Here is a 19659-nt window from a genome sequence, read left to right as displayed (position 1 = left end):
TGTACACTTTGCCGCTCAATAACACGCTTCGCCGGCCGATAGGTTGAGCCAGGACACTTGGCCAGGATAGGGAACTGCACGCTTTATGACGGTCGCTATGAGTTGTTGGGAAATACTCGGGCTTGAGCCAGGTGCCGATTCACGCAGTATCAAACGCCATTACGCACAACGGCTCAAACATAACCGACCGGACGACGATCCTCAGGGTTTTCAACGTCTGCGTGAAGCTTACGAGCAGGCGATGGACGCTAGTCGTCTGGCGCCATTGGCGCCGCTCGCGGTCGAGCCCAACGTCACACGTGCATCGCGGCGCGCCCCCCAGTGGCTGGAAGGCATGACGCTAGCGGGTCTGGAGAACGCATGGGTTGAGGCGCGCAATTCAGGCGATGCAACGGCGTTCGAAGACCAACTGCTCGAACGCTGCCTTGAGGCAACACCTCAGGCCGAAGCGTTTACCGATTGGGCGCTTGAGCAGTTTGACTGGCTGACGCCCTGGCAGCGTCCCGACTTGGCGAGAGACGCCCTCCAACCGTTATTAAACGCATTGCTCGCTCGAACACAGCGATCGCTTGCAGAACAGCTGCGTGCGGGGAACGACGCGCATTTCTGCCAGCATGTCTATGTCCTGAGCCTGGCGTCTTGGATGCAATCGCTGGAGCGCCGCGAGCATTTCAATCTGATGCTAGCCACGGTCCTGCTGAACAGTGATTACTGGTCCTGCGAGGTGTTCAACACTGTCTGCAAGCTTCAGGGCTGGAAGGATGACGGTACGTTAGAGCAACGCCGCACCCAACCTTACTGGTCAGCACTGCAAGAACGCCACCTGGCGCAGGTCTTTCTCGAAGATCAGCAACGTTTGGCGCGGCAGGCACACCAGACGCCAAGCAGTCGCGCGGCGCGGTTACTGCTGACGCCGATGTCGGACGAACAACGTCGCCAATTTACCCGTTATTTTCTAAAGGACGACTGGACCGCTTGCGAGCGTCTGAGTGAAACCCTGCATCATCAATACCCAAGGTTGTACGGGCAGGTGCCATCGGCCATGCCCACCCTGTGGCGTGCGCTGAAGGAACGTTTCGGTCCGGGCCTGATCAGCTACGTGCAGCTGGACAACATGAAATCCATCGGTCTGGTACTGGTGATCAGTCTCGCCATGCTGGTCCCGGCGATCTACTTCAACGGTCAATTGGTCGGCAGAAATCAAGGCTTGCAAGCGTTTCCCGAGCGGCTGTGCAGAGGCCGTTCCAATCCTTTGGAACGCTGTCACCTGCCTGAAACCAAGGCGCAGTGGTACCCGAACACTCAGGCGGTTGCGCGATGAAGACCAGAACCCAACTGATCATCCTCGGGATTGTTGCGGTGGGCCTCACACCGTTTCTTCAGCCGCTGGACGCATGGGTGCCCTTGCAGACCCGTCTACGCGGTCAATCGACAGCGGCGCTGGAGCAAAGTCGTAGCCTGAGCGTGCTGATCCAGTGCGTGAATCAGGTAGACGGGCCTTGGCGTCGAGGCTTTGAGGCGTATCAGGCTCATGAAACAAAATCAGCAGCATCGTTGCTGGAGCTGCAACGTCGATACCCCGATTTATTCAATCCCCGTTATGGCGATGAAGCGTCGCGCGACAGTGATGGCCATACCCGCCGCTTGGCGCCCTGCATGCCACAGTCAAAGGCGCAACTGGCCTTGCATGACGCTCTGCCAGATCAGGAGCGCTCAGCGCTTGACTATGCCGAGGCGTTACGCGGCATGCGCCAGCAAATAGGCCGACTCGACTTTGAAAGCCAGCTGTTGATTGCAACCAATCTGAAGCCGCGCAATGCGATGGATGGCTTCCTGCCGGCGGCCGAGCGATTGATCGAGGCCTCCAACACGCTGCGTCCGGTCATTGAGCAAAAGGACCGGGAACTGCGAACAACTCAGTTAGCACAACTGGAGCAACGTTTGGGTAAGGACGCTCACTGGTATGTGCTAAATGCCCTGCTTGGGGTGCGGGACGCACTGACAGCCATCAAGGACAGCGCCGATCGCCAAACGCTGACCCCGTCGACGCTTGCGGCCACCCACGAAAGCCTAAGGTTGCAGTTGGAGCAAACACGCAACTATTTGGCGGCAAACCCCTCTACGCGCTCCACTTACAACGTTCGTCAAATGTGGCGACACGTCGATCCGCTGACCCAGGCCTGGATGCACACCATGCAAACCCTGATCGACGACTGGAATCAGCACGCCCCGCCGCATCGGTTGAGTGAGGATTTCGACACGATGACCCTTGGCTACGATCAATTGATAGGCGAATACAACCGATGGGCGGACACGGTTTTCTAGACTGAAGGACGCGACATTACACGCCGTTCAGCAATTGTTCAGCTAGGTGTCAATATTTATCGTTTGCGAATGAGTGTCATTATGTTACAAATTAGCATCCTCTTTAACGACGACACGGTGCTGAATGCTCGTTCCCTTTCTGATCATGCTGCGCGAAGGCATTGAAGCCGCACTGATCGTTGGCATTATCGCCAGCTACCTCAAACAAACCGGCCGTGGCCAATGGATGCCTGCGGTGTGGATTGGCGTGTTCCTTGCCGCAGCCCTCGCCCTGCTGGTTGGCGGTGGTCTGGAGTTGATGAGCGCCGAATTCCCGCAGAAACAGCAAGAGCTGTTCGAAGGCGTCGTCGGTTTAGTCGCCGTCGGCATTCTCAGTTCCATGGTATTCTGGATGCGCAAAGTGGCGCGTTCGATCAAGCATTCCTTGCACGCCTCGCTCGACCTTGCCCTGACCGGTTCCAAACACCAAGTCACCGCGTTGATTGCCATGGTGTTTTTCGCCGTGGCCCGTGAAGGCCTGGAAACAGTGTTCTTCCTGCTCGCGGTGTTCCAGCAAAGCGAAGGCCCCGCCGCACCGATGGGCGCCCTGCTTGGGCTGATCCTGGCAATCATCATCGGTTTCCTGATCTACACCGGCAGCATGCGTCTGAACCTCGGCGCATTCTTCCGCTGGACCGGCCTGTTCATCCTGGTGGTCGCCGCCGGCATTCTCTCCAATTCGGTGCAAGCGCTGCATGAAGCCGGCGTGTGGAATCACCTGCAAACCGTGCTCTTCGACTTCAGCGCCACCCTGCCAATGGACGGCCCGCTCGGCTCGGTCCTGGCGGGCATGTTCGGTTATCAAGACGCGCCCACCGTCAGCACCCTCGGCGCTTACCTGATTTACCTGGCGGTGGCGCTGGTGATGTTTTTTCTGCCATCGCCGGCTCCAACGCCCGCTCGCGCCAAGCAACCTTCTTCCGTTTCCAGCCAGTAAGGGCTTTCATGTCAACGCCAACTCCTCCCGTGGCCTCGCCTCCCCGCGCCCTGCGCTGGGCGGTGGCCGGCTCGGTGATCGTGATGATTGCCGCCGGTGGCCTGTTCTACACCGCCTCGAAAATGGCCGCCGCCAAGCGTCAAACCAACCATGACGAAGTGGTGGTGACCATTCACCCTCACAACTGTGAGCCGAATGCCCTCACCGTTCCGGCCGGCCATGCGAGTTTTCGCATCGTCAACCGTTCCGACCGGGCCGTGGAATGGGAAATTCTCGACGGTGTGCTGGTGCTCGAAGAGCGGGAAAATATCGCCCCCGGCTTGAGTCAGGTGATCAACGCCAACTTGGCCCCCGGTGACTACGCGATCACCTGTGGATTGCTGAGCAACCCACGTGGCACCTTGCATGTGACCCCGACCGCAGCCTCCGATGCCGCCGCCAAGGCAAAACCGTCGATGGTCGCGTTCATCGGGCCGCTGTCGGAATTTCGTGTCTACCTGAGCAGCCAAAGCAGTGCGCTGATCAAAGCGGTCACGGCCCTTGAACAGGCCATCGCAGCCGGCGACTTGAGTCAGGCTCAAGCGTTGTATGTGCCGGCACGCGCCGCCTATCAACGAATCGCCCCGGCCGCACAACGCCTGTCGGAACTCGATAACGCGATCAACGCCCGCGCCGATTACTTCGAAAAACGCGAGCAAGATCCAGCGTTCGTGGGCTTTCATCGCCTCGAATACGCACTGTTCCAGCAACGCAGCCTTGATGGCCTGACACCGGCTGCCCAGCGCCTGGTCACTGACATCACCCGCCTCAAGCAACAGTTGTTGGCCCAAGCGCTTCCTCCCGAGCAACTGGTAAGCATTGTGGTGCGCAACCTCAACAGCATCGCTCAAGTACGCGCCAGCAGCGGCGAAGAGGAACGCTACAGCCACACCGACCTCAACGGCTTCGCCGCCAACCTCGACGTGGCGCGCAAAGTCGTCGATCTGATGCGACCGCTACTGACCAAATCCGCCGCCGAACTGCTGCCCAACATCGATAACGCACTCGCCACCCTCGATACCGAACTCAACACGTTCAAGGTCAAGGATGGCTATGCGAGCTACGACACCCTAAATGCCGAGCAACGCAAACAAATCGCTGACAAGGCCAAAGGCTTGGCCGATGCACTCGATGGAATCGATCCCGCCCTTGGCCTGTCCGGCCTTTAAGCAGAAGACGACTTTTACATGAACGATTCAGAACAGTTTTCCGCCCAACGTCGCCGCGTCTTGATGGGCATGGGCGCTGCCGGCGTCGCGCTGGCCGGCACCGCATTGAGCTGCCCGGCCATGGCCGCGAGCACCGCGCAAGTGACCGAAGCACCGAGCAGCGACAAGACCGAAGACCGCCACGACTTCCATGGCGTGCATCAGACCGGCATCGTCACCCCGCGCCCCGCGTCTGGCATGCTGGTGTCTTTCGATGTCCTGGCCAGCGACCGTGAGGACCTGGAACGGTTGTTCCGCACCCTCAACGAGCGCATCGCATTCCTGATGAAGGGCGGCGCGGTGACTCAAGTCGACCCAAAACTGCCCCCGGTGGATTCGGGAATCCTCGGCCCGGTGGTCACCCCCGACAACCTGACCATCACCGTGTCCGTGGGCGAGTCGCTGTTTGATGAGCGCTTTGGCCTGGCCGATGCCAAGCCCAAGCGACTGATCCGCATGGTCGGTTTTCCCAATGATGCGCTGCAAGCCGATTGCTGCCACGGCGACCTCAGTTTGCAGTTCTGCTCCAACACCACCGACACCAACATCCACGCCCTGCGCGACATCGTCAAAAACCTCCCGGACCTGCTCTTGGTGCGCTGGAAACAGGAAGGTAGCGTGCCGCCGCAGGCACCGGCCAAACCGGGTGTCCCGGCGCAGAGCGCACGCAATTTCCTGGGTTTTCGCGATGGCTCGGCCAACCCTGATTCCAACGATGCCAAGGCCATGAACAGCATCGTCTGGGTTCAACCTGGCAGTGATGAGCCCGCCTGGGCCGTCAACGGCAGCTACCAAGCGGTGCGCATCATCCGCAACCTGGTCGAACGCTGGGACCGCACACCGCTGCAAGAACAGCAAAGCATCCTTGGACGGGTCAAGAGCACCGGCGCCCCCATGGGCGGCGAGCATGAATCACAGGTTCCGGATTACACCAAAGACCCGGAAGGCAAGCTGACCAAACTCGATGCACACATCCGCTTGGCCAACCCGCGCACCGCCGCGACCCAGGCCAACCTGATCCTGCGTCGCCCGTTCAACTACTCCAACGGCGTGAGCAAGAACGGTCAGCTGGAGATGGGCTTGTTGTTCATCTGCTATCAAGCCGACCTGCAAAAAGGCTTCATCACCGTACAAACCCGACTCAACGGCGAACCATTGGAGGAATACCTCAAGCCGGTGGGCGGCGGGTACTTCTTCACGTTGCCAGGCGTGACAGGCGACAAGGACTTCATCGGTCGCTCGTTGCTGACAGCGACACAACCCACTCGTCAACCCAAAACAACCGCCTAAATACCCCCACACGGAACCGTCCCATGAAGAAGTCGCCACTCGCCTTACTGCTGACCCTTGGCTTGCTCAACACCCCGCTGTCGGCTTTCGCTGCGACAGCGCCGATGGACCTCGTGGGGCCCGTCTCGGACTACAAGATTTACGTCACTGAACAACTGGACGAACTGGCCAGCCACACTCAGCAGTTCACCGACGCCGTGAAGAAAGGTGACTTGGCGAGTGCGCAAAAGCTCTACGCGCCGACCCGCGTCTACTACGAGTCGATCGAGCCGATCGCCGAGCTGTTCAGCGACCTCGATGCGTCCATCGACTCGCGCGTCAATGACCACGAAAAAGGGGTGAAAGCTGAAGACTTCACCGGCTTCCACCGCCTCGAATACTCGCTGTTTTCGGAAAAAAGTACCGATGGCCTGAGTGAACTGGCCGATGGCCTGAACAAGGACGTTAAAGACCTGCAAACCCGCGTTGCCGGCCTGACCTTCCCGCCAGAGAAAGTCGTTGGCGGTGCCGCTGCGCTGCTCGAAGAAGTCGCTGCTACCAAGATTTCCGGTGAAGAAGACCGCTACAGCCACACCGACCTTTATGACTTCCAGGGCAACATCGACGGGGCGAAGAAAATCGTTGACCTGTTCCGTCCGCAACTGGAGAAACAGGACAAGGTCTTCATCGCCAAAGTCGACAAGAATTTTGCAGCGGTGAACAAGATCCTGGCCAAGTACAAAACCAAGGACGGCGGTTTCGAGACGTATGACAAAGTGAAAGATGCTGACCGTAAGGCGCTGGTTGGCCCGGTTAACACCTTGGCTGAAGACTTGTCGACGCTGCGTGGCAAACTCGGCCTTAACTGAGTGTTGTAGCCTCCAGGCTGTTCCCTTCGCGAGCCTGCTCGCGAAGGGGTTTCTACCAACAACACAGCGGTCAGGCCGTGTTAAACATCACAGCATGCGATAGAGCAATCGCTCGATTCGCACTCGACTGACGCGCTTGAGAAACTTGGCCACCGCTGCCGGGTATTCCAGCAAGGTTTCCAGATCCTGATATCGCTCGATACGATGCGTGTGCTGGAAAATCTGCGCCAACTCGCTCCGGCGCGGTGCTAGCAGTTCGCCTTTCGGATCATCAATCAGCAGCGCATTTTCCAGATCGAGACGGAACGCCCGTGGATTAAGGTTATTGCCGGTCAGCAAGGTATAGCGCAGGTCGACCCACATACCCTTGAGGTGATAAGTGTTATCACCGTCACGCCACAGGTGCAGGTTGAGCAGGCCATTGTCGATATCGCGCTGATGACGCTTGGCGAAACGGCGCAGGCTGATCTCGTATAGATACGGCAACGCAGCGATGACTTTGAAGGGCTCGTTCGGTGGGATATAGAAGTCGTTGGCAGTCTTGTCGCCGACAATAATATCGATCTTCACCCCACGCGCCAGCGCCCGATTGACCTCACGGGTCACCGCCAGCGGCAGGTTGAAATAAGGCGTGCAAATAGTCAGCTGATGCTGGGCGGTGGCGATCAATTCGCAGATCACCCGACTCAGTGAGTTGTTCTTGCCCAACCCCAGCAACGGGCTGACGCTGAGGTCAGTCTTGACCGTGGTACCCGCCGTGGTGTCATAGGCGGCGTGCTTGAGGCGGCTGCGCAGGTCGCCGATGTCGTTACGCAGACTGCGGGTGGTCGGCAGAGTCGGCAGATCGAGACGATGCACTGCTTTTGACGCGATCAGACCGTGCTGAATCAACTGCTGCATGGAGTCGGCGAGCGCGCCGTTGTGCAGCACGTGGTAACGGTCGTAGCGGTACTTGTCGAATTTGTGCAGGTAAACGTTGTTCAGGCTCGCACCGCTGTAAATCACGCAATCGTCGATCACAAACCCTTTCAAATGCAGCACGCCGAACAGCTCACGTGTCTGTACCGGCACCCCGTACACCGGCACAACGCTGTCATGAATGCGCGTCATTTCCTGATACCAGGCGGCATTGCCCGGCTGCTTGCCGGCACCGATCAAACCACGCTGTGCCCGTAGCCAGTCCACGACCACCACCACGTCCAGTTCGGGGCGCGCCAGCTTGGCGGCGTGCAAGGCGTCAAGGATTTCCTGGCCGGCCTCGTCCTGTTGCAGGTACAACGCGACGATGTAGATGCGGCGTGTCGCCTGGGCGATTTGCTCCAGCAGGCAGCAACGGTACTCAGCGGCACCGGACAGGACAGTGACGGCATCGGCGGTCAGCGGAAAACTGCGCAGTTTGGGCAGCAGAGAGCGTTTGAAAAGCGACGGCATAGGGCTCGCAATGGGTCGAATCCGAAGAACCCGAGAGCTTACACCATGGATGGGGTTGGGTCTTGTTACGGTCTGTAATGATCTTGCGCGAGCAGGGTCGCTCACACACTTGAAATGCGCGCCCTTGTAAAAGCGGGCTTGCCTGCAACGACGACGGGATGATCAATAAAAAGCCGCTTGACCAAGAAGAATGATCGTTCTACTGTTTTTCGCATGAACAAAATCAACAGCAATGAAACACGCGACATCATCCTCGACGTCACCGAAAAACTGATCTATAAAAATGGCATCGCAGCCACTGGCATGGACCTTCTGGTGAAAACCGCCGGTGTCTCCAGGAAAAGTATCTACCGTTACTTCGCCAATAAAGAGCAACTCACCGTTGCAGCCCTGCAACGGCGCGATGTGCGCTGGATGCACTGGTTTCGCAGCGAAGTCGACCAAGCCCCGACCCCGGACGCCCGACTGCTCAACCTGTTTACCGTGCTCAAGGCCTGGTTCGCTTCGGAAGGCTTTCGGGGTTGCGCCTTCATTAACACCAGCGGCGAAATCGGTGACCCGCAAGACCCGGTTCGGCGGTTGGCCAAAGACCACAAACAGAAGTTGCTCGATTATGTCGGCGAACTCTGTACCGAACAGGGCGCTACCGAGCCGCAGGTACTGGCTAAACAGCTGCTGATTTTGATTGAGGGCGCCATCACCGTAGCCCGCGTGATGGGTGATCACAGCGCCGCCGATAATGCGCACTGCATGGCACGAAAGTTACTGGATCTATAACCGTTTAATAAAATCCGACCCCGTGTTTCAACGTTGATAAGGAGACATTTAAATGTCATCCAATGCCGAAGTTCGACCGCCCTTGCCGCCGTTTACCCGCGAAACCGCCATTGAAAAAGTTCGTCTGGCCGAGGACGGCTGGAACTCCCGCGACCCGCAGCGAGTATCCCTGGCCTACACGCTGGACACCCAGTGGCGTAACCGCGCCGAGTTCGTCCACAACCGCGAAGAAGCCAAAGGCTTCCTGACCCGTAAATGGGCCAGGGAACTGGACTACCGGCTGATCAAAGAACTCTGGGCGTTTAGCGGCAACCGTATCGCCGTTCGTTATGCCTATGAATGGCATGACGACTCGGGCAACTGGTACCGCTCCTACGGTAACGAAAACTGGGAATTCGATGACAACGGGTTGATGGCGAGCCGGTTTGCCTGCATCAACGACCTGCCGATCAAGGACGCCGAGCGCAAATTTCACTGGCCGTTGGGGCGCCGGCCTGACGATCATCCGAGCCTGTCGGACCTCGGTCTATAAACGTACAAAGATCCACTGTAGGAGCCGGGCTTGCCGAAGATGACGACGTCACAGGCAACATCAATGTTGAAGGTGAAACCGTCATCCAGGGCACGCCACGCTCCCACCGTTCAGGCGACAACCGCTTGCGGCTTCACGCTGGCCTTGGCCTCAAGCGCCCTCACCAACGGCAATACGCGCTTACCGAAATACTCCACCTCTTCCTGGAAGTGCAGGAACCCCGCCAGAATCAGGTCCACGCCCACGGCTTTCAACGCCACAATGCGCTCGGCAATTTGCTGCGGCGTACCGATGAGGTTGGTCTTAAAGCCGTCGTTGTACTGCACCAGGTCCTCGAAGGTCGATTTGGCCCAGTTGCCCTCGCCTTCCGGCGATGCTTTGCCAGCCTGTTTCGCGGCGTCACCAAAGGCATTGACCGCCTCGGGGTCGGCCTGATCGATGATCTGCGCCAACACTGCACATGCTTCTTCCTCGGTATCGCGGGCAATCACAAACGCATTCACCCCGACTTTCACCGAATGGTTATTCAGCGCAGCTTTAGCACGGATATCGTCAACCTGCGCCTTGATGCCCTCCGGCGTATTGCCATTGGTGAAGTACCAATCCGAGACTCTGGCGGCCATGTCTCGCGCCGCGCGCGAACTGCCACCCTGGAAAACTTCCGGCTGGCCCAGCGGCTTAGGCTTGAGGCTGTAATTGTCAAAGCGATAGAAGTCGCCGCGAAAGGTGAAGTTATCCTGGCTCCAAATGCCTTTGAGGGCGCGAATGAACTCCTCGGAGCGGCGATAGCGCTCATCGTGCTCCAGCCAGTGTTCCCCGATGGCCTGGAATTCACCCTTGAACCAACCGCTGACGATATTCACCGCCACCCGGCCATTGGTGAGCTGATCAATAGTCGCCAGTTGCTTGGCAGCCAGCGCCGGTTGCCAGGGGCCGGGCAAAATCGCGGCGATCACTTTGAGTGTGGTGGTAGCGGCCAGCAAGGCGTGGCTGAAGGCAACCGATTCATGCTGAAACTCAGCGCCGTACCCGGCGGTAAAACGAATCTGGGTCAGGGCGTATTCAAAACCGGCGTCTTCGGCCAGTTGCGCCAGTTTGCGGTTGTAATCGATGCCCCAGTGGGTGCGTTGCTCGATCTTGCTGACCACCAGACCACCGCTGACGTTGGGTACCCAGTAGGCAAATTTGACGGCTTGCTGACTCATTGGTTTGTCCTCGCAATTTTGTGGAAGTCTTTGGACCAGAGCAGCAACCGTGCCAGTGCCAAAACCCCCGGTTTTCGGGTGTTTGAAAGGGTTCTATTGTGAGTTCTACGGACGATTTGCTGATGCAGTGTTCGCCAGGCAACAGTTGAGGCCGCCGCACGCAAGCGCCCAGTCAGCAATGACAGGGCTGGCGGACCCGGCATGGACCGTGCAATCGCACTGGGCAGACGCGAAGTCTTTTACTGCCGACCCAGGAGATATCCCATGACCGAACACCTCGTCATCAATCCACTGTCTACCGGTACTGACTATGACGCGCTGGCCGCGCGCTTTCGGCCAATCTTCGAGCGTATCGCCGCTGGCGCTGTCGAGCGCGAACAGGCTCGCAGCCTGCCTTACGAGCCCATTCAATGGCTCAAGCACGCCGGTTTCGGCGCTGTGCGCGTACCCGTTGAGTACGGCGGTGGCGGTGCTTCGTTACCGCAGTTGTTCGAACTGCTGATCGAGCTGGCCGACGCTGATTCCAACGTACCTCAGGCCTTGCGCGGGCACTTCGCCTTTGCCGAGGATCGCCTGAACGCCGCCCCCGGTCCCGGCCGGGACGTCTGGTTCAAACGCTTCGTGGCGGGCGACATCGTCGGCTGCGCCTGGACCGAAATCGGCAGCGTGGCGATCGGCGATGTGATCACCAAAGTCTCGCCGCACGGCGATCAGTGGCGGGTCAACGGTGAGAAGTTCTACAGCACCGGCAGCATCTTTTCCGACTGGATCGACGTCTACGCCCAGCGTAGCGACACCGGCGGCGAGGTGATTGCAGCCGTGCGCACCCGCCAGCCTGGCATTGTGCAAAGTGACGACTGGGACGGTTTCGGCCAGCGCACCACGGGCAGCGGCACGTCGCGCTTTATCGACGCCGAGGTAGACGTCGAGAACATCATCGATTTCGCCACCCGCTTCAAATACCAGACGGCGTTTTATCAGTTGGTGCTGCTCGCGACGCTGGCCGGTATCGGGCGGGCTGCGTTACGCGATGTGGCGCATCAGGTGCGCGAGCGCAAACGTATTTACAGCCACGGCAATGCCCAGCACGTCAGCCAGGATTCGCAGGTGCAACAAGTCGTCGGGGAAATTGCAGCACTGGTGTATGCCGCCGAGGCCAGCACCTTGAAAGCGGCACAACCTGCGCAGCGGGCGTATCAGGCTCGATTCTCGGGGGATGAAGTGATGGAGCGCGCGGCGAATGTCGCGGCTGAGATTGAATCGGCGAAAGCTCAGGTGGTGGTGACTGAACTGATCCAGCGCGCGACCAGCGAACTGTTTAATGCGCTCGGGGCTTCGGATATTCGTCAAGGTAAATCCCTGGACCGCCATTGGCGTAATGCGCGAACGGTGTCGTCGCATAATCCGGTGATCTACAAGGCGCGAATTGTGGGGGATTGGGTGATTAACGGGACTGAGCCGCCGTTTGTTTGGCAAATCGGGAATGGGCCGCAGACCACGTAATGTAGCGTGCGGTCAGACGGGTCGCCGCAGTAGATGGATATGGGTAAGATGTCGGCCTTTGCCGCAGCTCACTTTCTGCGCCCTGCCGAATAAGCCGACTCCATGCCCTTCGAACTCAGCGTTGACCTCACCACCTTGGCCATTTTGGCTTTCGTTGCTTTCATTGCCGGCTTCATCGACGCCATTGCCGGCGGTGGCGGCTTGCTGACCACCCCGGCGTTGCTGACCGCAGGTCTGCCGCCACACTTGGTACTGGGCACCAACAAACTGAGTTCGACCTTCGGTTCAGCCACCGCCAGTTTTACGTTCTACCGTCGCAAGCTGTTCCATCCCAGGCAGTGGGTACACGCGATTGTCGGCACATTGGTCGGTGCGCTGGCCGGCGCCGTGGTTGCGCATTACTTGCCGGCGCAATGGCTGAACAAAATGCTGCCGGTGATCGTGTTTGCCTGTGGCATTTACCTGTTGTTCGGTGGCACGCCGAAAGCACCACTGGACAGCGACGCGCCGATCAAGAAAAAGTGGCAATCGACCCAAGGCTTCAGCCTCGGTTTTTATGACGGCGTTGCGGGGCCAGGAACCGGTGCGTTCTGGACCGTCAGCAGCATGCTGATGTACCCCATCGACCTGGTGAAGGCCAGCGGCGTGGCCCGCAGCATGAACTTTGTCAGCAACATTGCAGCGCTGTCAGTGTTCGTATTCTCTGGGCAAGTGGATTGGGTCATTGGCCTGTCCATGGGCGTGTCGGTGATGGTCGGCGCCTTCTTTGGCGCACGCTCCGCGATCAGCGGCGGCGCCAAATTCATTCGTCCGGTATTCATCACCGTGGTGCTGGGTTTGACCGTGCGGTTAGCCTGGCAACACTGGTTCAGCGTGACCTAAACGCCGCGCCACATAGACGTCGATCAGGTAACGGGCAATCGAACGTGATGCCGGCAACGGCGGCATCGCGTGAATGTTGAACCACTGGGCGTCCTCGATCTCGTCTTCCTGGCACACGATATCGCCACCCGCGTACTCGGCGTGGAACCCCAGCATCATCGAGTGCGGAAACGGCCAGCATTGGCTGCCCAGGTACTGGATGTTCTTGACCTCGACCTGCACTTCCTCGCGAACCTCACGAATAAGGCACTCCTCCGCCGACTCCCCCGGCTCGGCAAACCCGGCCAGCGTGCTGTAGACCCCAGTGACAAAACGTGGCGAACGGGCCAGCAACACTTCATCGCCACGGGTGACCAGTACGATCATGCTCGGCGAGATTCGCGGGTAATAACGGATATTGCAGGGCTCGCAGTACATCGCCCGCTCACGAGGAACCTGCTGTGTCGCCTGCCCGCAGTTGCCGCAAAAACGGTGTTCGCGGTACCAGGTGCCGATCTGGGCGGCGTAACCGAGAACCCGGTACACCGTGTGATCGCCTTCGAGCATAAACGCCCGCAGGCCTTTCCAGTTGCAACCGGGCACTTCGCTGTGGCTGCGCAACTCCAGCAGGTAGACCGGCTCACCATCGAGGTGGCCGATGCCGTGTTCAGCAAGGATCGACAGGTCCTGGCGCTTTAGCCATTCCCGAGGGAACAGCGCGCCGTTGTCATCGAACAAAAAGCCTTCGGGGCTGCGAGCCACGGCCCAACCGCCGGGTTGATCGGTGTCCAATACTGCGGTGGTCCAGCGTGAGGTCATGGTTAATCAGTCCAGAAATTCGGGTTTCTGTTTGCTCATATGGGCGGCCATGGCCACGCGCAAATCGGTGGATTGCAGCATGGCGGCGTTCCACGTGGCGACGTATTCGAGACCGTCGTCGATGCGATGGTCGCGCATGTAGCCGATCATCTCTTTGGTGCCGGTGATCGCGATCGGCGACTTGCTGGCGATCTCGCGGGCAATGCCCATCACGCCGTCGAGCAGGCTGGCAGTGTCGCTGTAGACACGATTGACCAGGCCCATGCCGCGCGCTTCCTCGGCACCAAATTGGCGACCAGTGTAAGCCAGTTCACGCAGCATGCCGTCACCGATGATTCGCGGCAAGCGCTGCAAGGTGCCAACATCGGCGGCCATACCGATGTCGATTTCCTTGATCGAGAACTGTGCGTCTTCGGCGGCGTAACGCATGTCGCAGGCCGCGATCAGGTCAATGGCGCCGCCCAGGCAGTAGCCCTGAATCGCTGCGAGTACCGGTTTTCGGCAGTTGTCGACGGCGTTGAACGAGGCTTGCAGGGCAAGGATCTTGCGCCGCAGCAGGCGCGCATTACGCCCAACGTCTTTGCCCAACTCATTGGCGACGCCAGCCAGCATCATCAGGTCGATACCCGAAGAAAAGTGTTTGCCTGCACCGCTCAGGACCACCACCCGCACCTCGTCGGTGTCGTCGATCCACTGAAAAATCTCGAGAATCTCGCTCCAGAACGCAGCGTTCATGGCGTTGATTTTTTCCGGACGATTGATCTGCACATGAGCGATTTTGTCGGCAAGCTCGACGGTGAACGCAGTGTATTGAGGCATGGCAATGATCCTTGGCCGGGCAAAAAATGAGGCCCGAACTATAACAAGGCATCGCCTGCGGCAGTAAGGCAGTGGTTCGGCCAAATGCGGGACTGGGGCCAGACCTGAGTGCTCAAGATCGCCCCCCTCGCCGTCGGACTTGTGCTTTTGCTATAAACACCGGCAGAAAGAAATGAATAATTGTTCTCCCTGACGTGTTCGCTTGTCTGACGGCTTTGACGATGACACTGGCGCCGGATGTTGCCGACGCGTGAATCGACCTGAAACGCATCACCCTGTGGAGCATTGCCCATGAACCTCCGAATTGCAGTTTTAAGCGCCCCGCTGTTACTGGTCGCCGCGTTGGCCAGCCCCTTGGCGCTCGCCAGCGGTGATGAGAGCGCGCCAGCCAAACCCAATTGCCCCAAAGGCCAGGTCTGGGACAGCAAAAGCAAAAAATGTGTACTGCAAACCAGCCGCCTGGTGCCAGACGCGGACCGCACCGATTACGCTTACCGCCTGGCCAAGGACGGACGCTACGAAGAAGCGCTGGCCTTGCTCGACACCCTCAAGCAACCCAACACCGCCAAGGCACTCAACTATCGCGGCTATGCAACGCGTAAACTTGGCCGCACCGACGAAGGCATCGGTTATTACCTGCAATCGGTCAAACTCGACCCGCAGTACGCGCAGGTGCGCGAGTACCTGGGCGAAGCCTACGTGATCAAAGGTCGACTCGATCTGGCTCAGGCGCAATTGCAGCAGATCAAATCCATTTGCGGCAGCACCTGCGAGGAATACCAGGACCTGGCCGAAGCCATCAACGGCTCATCGAAAACCTGACACCCCCCTATTGCACGGAGGTCGCTATCGCCAGCGATCAGGCATTAAGAACCGAGCTTGGCCAACACCTGGCGCGTTTATGGCGCTACGGCCTGCTGCTGTCCCGGCAACGGCACGTCGCCGAAGACCTGGTGCAAGCCACCTGCGTGCGGGCACTTGAGCGTGCCGGGCAATTTGTCCCAGGCACGCGGATGGACCACTGGCTGCTGAGCATTCTGCATTCGATCTGGCTGAATGAAGTTCGCGCGCGGCGAGTGCGTCAGGGGCAAGGATGGGTGAACGCCGATGACGCTTTGTCGTTCGACGGAGAATACGCCGCGCAAACCCATGTGCTGGCTGCACAAGTGATCCGGCGCGTTGACGCCCTGCCCGAGGCGCAGCGCGAAACGGTGTACCTCGCGTATGTCGAAGGCTTGTCCTATCGCGAAGTGGCCGAGGTGCTGCAAATACCCATCGGCACCGTGATGAGCCGGCTGTCCACTGCCCGCCTGAAACTTGCGGAGTACCCGCCGCTGCACGCGGTGCCAAGCTCACTCACGGGAGAACGTCGATGAACGATCCCTCACGGCCAACGATACCGTCAGATGAACAGTTGGTGGCCTACCTCGACGACCAACTCGACAACGAACAGCGCACCCTTATCGACGCGGCCGTCAGCGACGATCCGATGCTCGGCCTGCGCCTGCAATGGCTGAATCGCAGCAGCTTGCCATTCCAGCCGGCCTATGACGCATTGGGCCAACAGGCGCCGGTCGATCGCCTGCAAGCGATGCTCGACACCCTGCCCAGCCCGGCTCGCCCCGCCCTGAACCGGCGCTGGTTTGTGGCGGCGGCGGCCGCGCTGGTGGTGAGCAGCGTGGTGGCAGACCGTGTGTTCCTCGGCTGGCAATTGAGCCAGCAGAAAATCACCTGGCGGCGGCGGGTGGCGGACTACATGTCACTCTACGTGCCGCAAACCCTCGAACACTTGCCCAGCGATGAAGCGGCGCAACGTGCGCAATTGCATACCGTCTCAACGCCACTGCACCTGAAACTGACGCCTGCGCAACTGGCGCTGCCAAACATCACACTCAAGCGTGCGCAACTGCTCGAATACGACGGTGTGCCCATCGCCCAGATCACCTACCTGGACCCGACACACGGCCCAATGGCGCTGTGTATCACGCTGTCCAACAGCGGCAGCCAGCCGTCTGCGCATGAACGTCTTCACGGGATGAATGTGGTGTTTTGGGCAGACATCGACCACGCGTGGATGGTGATCGGGCATACCCCGACAGCGGAGCTGGACGACAGGGCCAAACTGTTACGCAGCCGACTTAACAGCTGAGGGTGGTTGAGACTATGCTGCTCGCCAGTCTTACACAGGACCCCACCTCATGACCCTTGTACCCGCTCACTCGCCGCGCAGCGCATTGTTAGTCATCGACGTGCAAAACGACTTCATCCCTGGAGGCCAACTGGCGGTGCCCGAAGGCGACGCGATCGTACCGCTGGTCAATCGCCTGGGCAGGCACTTCAAGCAGGTGATTATCACCCAGGACTGGCACCCGGCCGGGCATGCGTCGTTTGCTTCGAGTCATCCAGGGCGCCAGCCTTTTGAGCGCACACAATTGCCTTACGGCGAGCAGACTCTATGGCCCGAGCATTGCGTTCAAGGCAGTCACGGTGCGGCGTTGCATGGGGATCTGCATCTACCTCATGCGCAACTGATCTTGCGCAAAGGCTACAACCCGAGCATCGACAGTTACTCTGCGTTTGTGGAAGCCGACGGCACAACGACCACCGGGCTCGCCGGCTACTTGAAAGAGCGCGGCATCGACACCGTTTACCTGGTCGGGTTGGCACTGGATTTCTGCGTGATGTTCTCAGCGCTGGACGCACGGGCAGCCGGATTCAACGCGTGCGTGGTGATGGATGCGTGTCGCGCGATTGATCTTGAGGGGTCGCGGGCGTTGGCGATCCAGCGAATGCAGGTGGCGGGGGTCGAGTTGATTCAATCAACCGCACTGCTCGACTAGCCAATCCTGCTGACCAAAAGACAGCGGTTGGCGTGTCAGCTCAGGTCACGGGAGGCGTCGGCAACCACAACCGGAACCGTGCGCCGCCCAGCGGCGCGGCCTCGACCGTCAACGTCCCACCCTGGGCTTCCAGTGCGCGCCGGCTGATGGCAAGGCCGAGGCCAAAACCACCGGTGGCACGGTCACGGCTGCGGTCAAGGCGATAGAACGGCTCGAATACTCGCTCCCGCTCGTCATACGGGATACCGATACCATCGTCGTCCACCCAGATTTCGCAGCCTTTGGGGCAGACTTGCACGCCAATTTGGATGCGTTTTTCGCAGTAGCGCATGGCGTTGCGCAGCAAGTTCTGGATCGCCCGCGCGGTCAGCCGCGGATCAAGGGTGAAGCGTTCAAGCTGCCCGTTCAATAAAACATCGATGACGATTTGCGGTGACTCCAATTCTTCATCGACGCTGCCCAAAATGCTGTCGATAAACTCATCCAGTGACACCTCAACCTGCTCCGGCAATCGTGCCGGGTTTTGCAGGCGGCTATAAGAAAGCAATTCCAGCACTAGCTCATCGAGTTCACGAATGTGCGCGACCAGCCCTTGCAGACGCTCGCGACTGGTGGCCGGCAAGTCGTCGGACAAGGCCAGGGCCAAGCCGAAATCCAGGCGTGTCAGCGGCGTGCGCAGTTCGTGGGAAACCGCGTTCAGCAAGTCGCGTTGCTGGTTGAGCAGGCTTTCAATGTCAGCGGCCATGGTGTCAAACACGTTGGCAAGGCTGCCAATATTCGAACTCTTGGAAATCTTTGTGCGCTCGGTCAAATGGCCCTTGCCAAAGCGTTCGGCGGTGCCTTTGAGGCGTTCCAGATCGAGCCAGTGCGCACGCAACCAAACCAGCAGACAGGCGAGCAAAGTCGCGCCGATGAGTACGTTGATGCCCCAGTAGAGCAAATTAACGTCCAGCGGGTCCGGCGGCACGACCATTTTCACCGCGATCTGCTGATTGAGCGGCGCCACGGCCAAGGTGCGCCACCCCCAATCACCGATGCGTACCACGTTCTCGCCAAGCTGCAAGTGCTCGCGCTCCTCCAGGGTGAAATCGGCATCGTCGTTAGTGGTTAGCACGATGTCCAGCGGCTGGAAGTCCTGGTCCATCTCAGCGGCCAGGGCCGGCCATTGCGCAGTGGGCACCGCTTTGAACTGCTTGACGATCAGGCTTTGCAAACCGCGCGAGTAATCGAGGTTGTAGGTGACAAAGCGCTCATGGAAGACCTTGACCACGAAGTCCGGCACCAGATAGATCGCCGCGCTGTAAGAGACGATCGTCACCAGATAGAGGCGAAACAGTATCCTGAACATCGACTCAGCATTCCCACTCGGAGCGGCTGAACAGGTAGCCCTTGCCCCACACCGTCTTGATCTTGCGTGCCTCGCCGGCATGGTCATCAAACTTGCGTCGCAACTTGGAAATCGCCACGTCCACTGAACGATCAGTGCCATTGAACTCGATGCCGCGCAGGCGTTGCAGGATCTGGTCGCGGCTCAGCACCTCGCCGGCATGCCGGGCCAGCACCACCAGCAAGTTGTACTCGCCGCTGGAGAGTTCCACCAATTGATCACGCCAGGTCACGGTGCGCTCGGACAGGTCGATGCACAGGTTGCCCATGAGGATGCGGTCGTTGGCAGTCAGCGGTTCGCCAAGGCTGCTGCGGCGCAGCAAGGTGCGTACTCGCGCCAGCAACACGCGGGGCTCGCAGGGTTTGGTCACGTAATCATCGGCGCCCATTTCCAGGCCGAGCACCTGATCGTGGCTGTCGTCGCGCGCGGTGAGCATCAGGATCGGCAGCGTCGCCGAATCCGCCCGCAACAAGCGACAGACTTGCAGACCGTCGAGCCCGGGCAGCATCAGATCGAGGATCACCAGGTCCGGCGGGTTGACCCTTGCCCGTTCGCGCACATGATCACCGCGACTGATCACGCTGACGCAGTAGCCGTTGCGTTCCAGGTAGCTGGCAATCAGTTCGGAGAGCGCGGTGTCGTCTTCGACCAGCAGGATGTTGGGCATGGGGTGTTTCCAGAAAGTGCTGTGGCGTCTGATACATCGCTTGCGCGAGCAGGCTCGCTCCCGCCTTGGATCTGGGGTACTCACAAAATCCTGTGGGAGCGAGCCTGCTCGCGAAAGCGGCATGACAGTTGC

General features: G+C 59.4%; 20 protein-coding genes. 14 read left to right on the top strand and 6 right to left on the bottom strand.

Going from position 1 to position 19659, the window contains the following annotated elements; translation table 11 throughout:
* The first annotated feature begins 85 nt into the window (after positions 1–85).
* The 6 genes from RHM68_RS12175 to efeO (RHM68_RS12150) all read left to right on the top strand — a co-directional run bounded on the left by RHM68_RS12175 (position 86) and on the right by efeO (RHM68_RS12150) (position 6686).
* A complete protein-coding gene (locus RHM68_RS12175; RefSeq protein WP_322223269.1) occupies positions 86–1321 on the top strand; it encodes a J domain-containing protein in 1236 nt (411 codons plus the stop codon).
* Positions 1318–2325 carry a DUF3829 domain-containing protein gene (locus RHM68_RS12170; protein ID WP_322223267.1) on the top strand — a complete coding sequence of 336 codons (1008 nt, stop codon included), beginning with the start codon at positions 1318–1320 and terminating at the stop codon, positions 2323–2325. The genes RHM68_RS12175 and RHM68_RS12170 overlap by 4 nt, the downstream gene beginning before the upstream one ends.
* Before the next feature lie 124 nt (positions 2326–2449).
* Entirely contained in the window at positions 2450–3301 is an 852-nt protein-coding gene (efeU, locus tag RHM68_RS12165) for an iron uptake transporter permease EfeU (protein WP_322223265.1), read from the top strand.
* A gap of 8 nt (positions 3302–3309) precedes the next feature.
* Positions 3310–4509 (top strand): iron uptake system protein EfeO, encoded by a 1200-nt coding sequence (gene efeO / locus RHM68_RS12160; RefSeq protein WP_322223263.1) that lies wholly within the window; start codon positions 3310–3312, stop codon positions 4507–4509.
* An 18-nt stretch (positions 4510–4527) separates the two neighbouring features.
* Entirely contained in the window at positions 4528–5838 is a 1311-nt protein-coding gene (efeB, locus tag RHM68_RS12155) for an iron uptake transporter deferrochelatase/peroxidase subunit (protein ID WP_322223261.1), read from the top strand.
* A gap of 23 nt (positions 5839–5861) precedes the next feature.
* Complete coding sequence (efeO, locus tag RHM68_RS12150) at positions 5862–6686, top strand: iron uptake system protein EfeO (protein ID WP_322223258.1); 825 nt, start codon at positions 5862–5864, stop codon at positions 6684–6686.
* Between the two features lie 87 nt (positions 6687–6773).
* Here the strand turns inward: efeO (RHM68_RS12150) and pssA are convergent, their stop codons facing one another.
* Positions 6774–8117: a CDP-diacylglycerol--serine O-phosphatidyltransferase gene (pssA, locus tag RHM68_RS12145; RefSeq protein WP_322223256.1), complete on the bottom strand. Its 1344-nt coding sequence runs from the start codon at positions 8115–8117 to the stop codon at positions 6774–6776.
* Positions 8118–8330: 213 nt separating this feature from the next.
* Here pssA and RHM68_RS12140 point away from each other — a divergent pair, with 213 nt between their 5' ends.
* Positions 8331–8894: a TetR/AcrR family transcriptional regulator gene (locus RHM68_RS12140; RefSeq protein WP_322223253.1), complete on the top strand. Its 564-nt coding sequence runs from the start codon at positions 8331–8333 to the stop codon at positions 8892–8894.
* A 52-nt stretch (positions 8895–8946) separates the two neighbouring features.
* On the top strand, positions 8947–9426 hold the full coding sequence (locus RHM68_RS12135) for a nuclear transport factor 2 family protein (protein ID WP_322223251.1): 480 nt from the start codon (positions 8947–8949) through the stop codon (positions 9424–9426).
* Between the two features lie 110 nt (positions 9427–9536).
* Here RHM68_RS12135 and sfnG read toward each other — a convergent pair whose 3' ends face one another.
* Entirely contained in the window at positions 9537–10631 is a 1095-nt protein-coding gene (gene sfnG / locus RHM68_RS12130) for a dimethylsulfone monooxygenase SfnG (protein WP_322223248.1), read from the bottom strand.
* Positions 10632–10895: 264 nt separating this feature from the next.
* Here sfnG and RHM68_RS12125 point away from each other — a divergent pair, with 264 nt between their 5' ends.
* Both RHM68_RS12125 and RHM68_RS12120 read left to right on the top strand, forming a co-directional pair.
* Positions 10896–12134 (top strand): acyl-CoA dehydrogenase family protein, encoded by a 1239-nt coding sequence (locus RHM68_RS12125; RefSeq protein WP_322223247.1) that lies wholly within the window; start codon positions 10896–10898, stop codon positions 12132–12134.
* A 102-nt stretch (positions 12135–12236) separates the two neighbouring features.
* A complete protein-coding gene (locus tag RHM68_RS12120) occupies positions 12237–13016 on the top strand; it encodes a TSUP family transporter (protein ID WP_322223245.1) in 780 nt (259 codons plus the stop codon).
* Here RHM68_RS12120 and nudC read toward each other — a convergent pair.
* Both nudC and RHM68_RS12110 read right to left on the bottom strand, forming a co-directional pair.
* On the bottom strand, positions 12984–13814 hold the full coding sequence (gene nudC, locus RHM68_RS12115) for an NAD(+) diphosphatase (RefSeq protein ID WP_322223242.1): 831 nt from the start codon (positions 13812–13814) through the stop codon (positions 12984–12986). The genes RHM68_RS12120 and nudC overlap by 33 nt on opposite strands.
* A gap of 6 nt (positions 13815–13820) precedes the next feature.
* Positions 13821–14633 carry a crotonase/enoyl-CoA hydratase family protein gene (locus RHM68_RS12110; RefSeq protein WP_322223240.1) on the bottom strand — a complete coding sequence of 271 codons (813 nt, stop codon included), beginning with the start codon at positions 14631–14633 and terminating at the stop codon, positions 13821–13823.
* 291 nt (positions 14634–14924) lie between these two features.
* Between RHM68_RS12110 and RHM68_RS12105 the strand changes: the two genes are divergently transcribed.
* The 4 genes from RHM68_RS12105 (at position 14925) to pncA (ending at position 17473) form a co-directional block, all read left to right on the top strand.
* The gene (locus tag RHM68_RS12105; protein WP_322223238.1) at positions 14925–15455 is read left to right on the top strand and encodes a tetratricopeptide repeat protein; all 531 of its coding nucleotides are present in this window, start codon (positions 14925–14927) and stop codon (positions 15453–15455) included.
* Positions 15456–15523: 68 nt separating this feature from the next.
* Positions 15524–16009, top strand: coding sequence for an RNA polymerase sigma factor (locus RHM68_RS12100; protein WP_322223773.1), 486 nt, complete (start codon positions 15524–15526; stop codon positions 16007–16009).
* Positions 16006–16782 (top strand): transcriptional regulator, encoded by a 777-nt coding sequence (locus tag RHM68_RS12095; protein ID WP_322223236.1) that lies wholly within the window; start codon positions 16006–16008, stop codon positions 16780–16782. The genes RHM68_RS12100 and RHM68_RS12095 overlap by 4 nt, the downstream gene beginning before the upstream one ends.
* Positions 16783–16831: 49 nt before the next feature.
* Positions 16832–17473, top strand: coding sequence for a bifunctional nicotinamidase/pyrazinamidase (pncA, locus tag RHM68_RS12090; protein WP_322223234.1), 642 nt, complete (start codon positions 16832–16834; stop codon positions 17471–17473).
* Positions 17474–17513: 40 nt separating this feature from the next.
* Here pncA and RHM68_RS12085 read toward each other — a convergent pair whose 3' ends face one another.
* Positions 17514–18821 (bottom strand): ATP-binding protein, encoded by a 1308-nt coding sequence (locus tag RHM68_RS12085; protein WP_322223232.1) that lies wholly within the window; start codon positions 18819–18821, stop codon positions 17514–17516.
* Between the two features lie 4 nt (positions 18822–18825).
* Positions 18826–19527 (bottom strand): response regulator transcription factor, encoded by a 702-nt coding sequence (locus RHM68_RS12080; RefSeq protein ID WP_322223230.1) that lies wholly within the window; start codon positions 19525–19527, stop codon positions 18826–18828.
* Positions 19528–19659: the final 132 nt, after the last annotated feature.

Source organism: Pseudomonas sp. DC1.2 (assembly GCF_034351645.1).
In the GTDB taxonomy this organism is placed as follows: Bacteria; Pseudomonadota; Gammaproteobacteria; order Pseudomonadales; family Pseudomonadaceae; genus Aquipseudomonas.
This window is presented reverse-complemented; position numbering and strand designations above follow the sequence as displayed.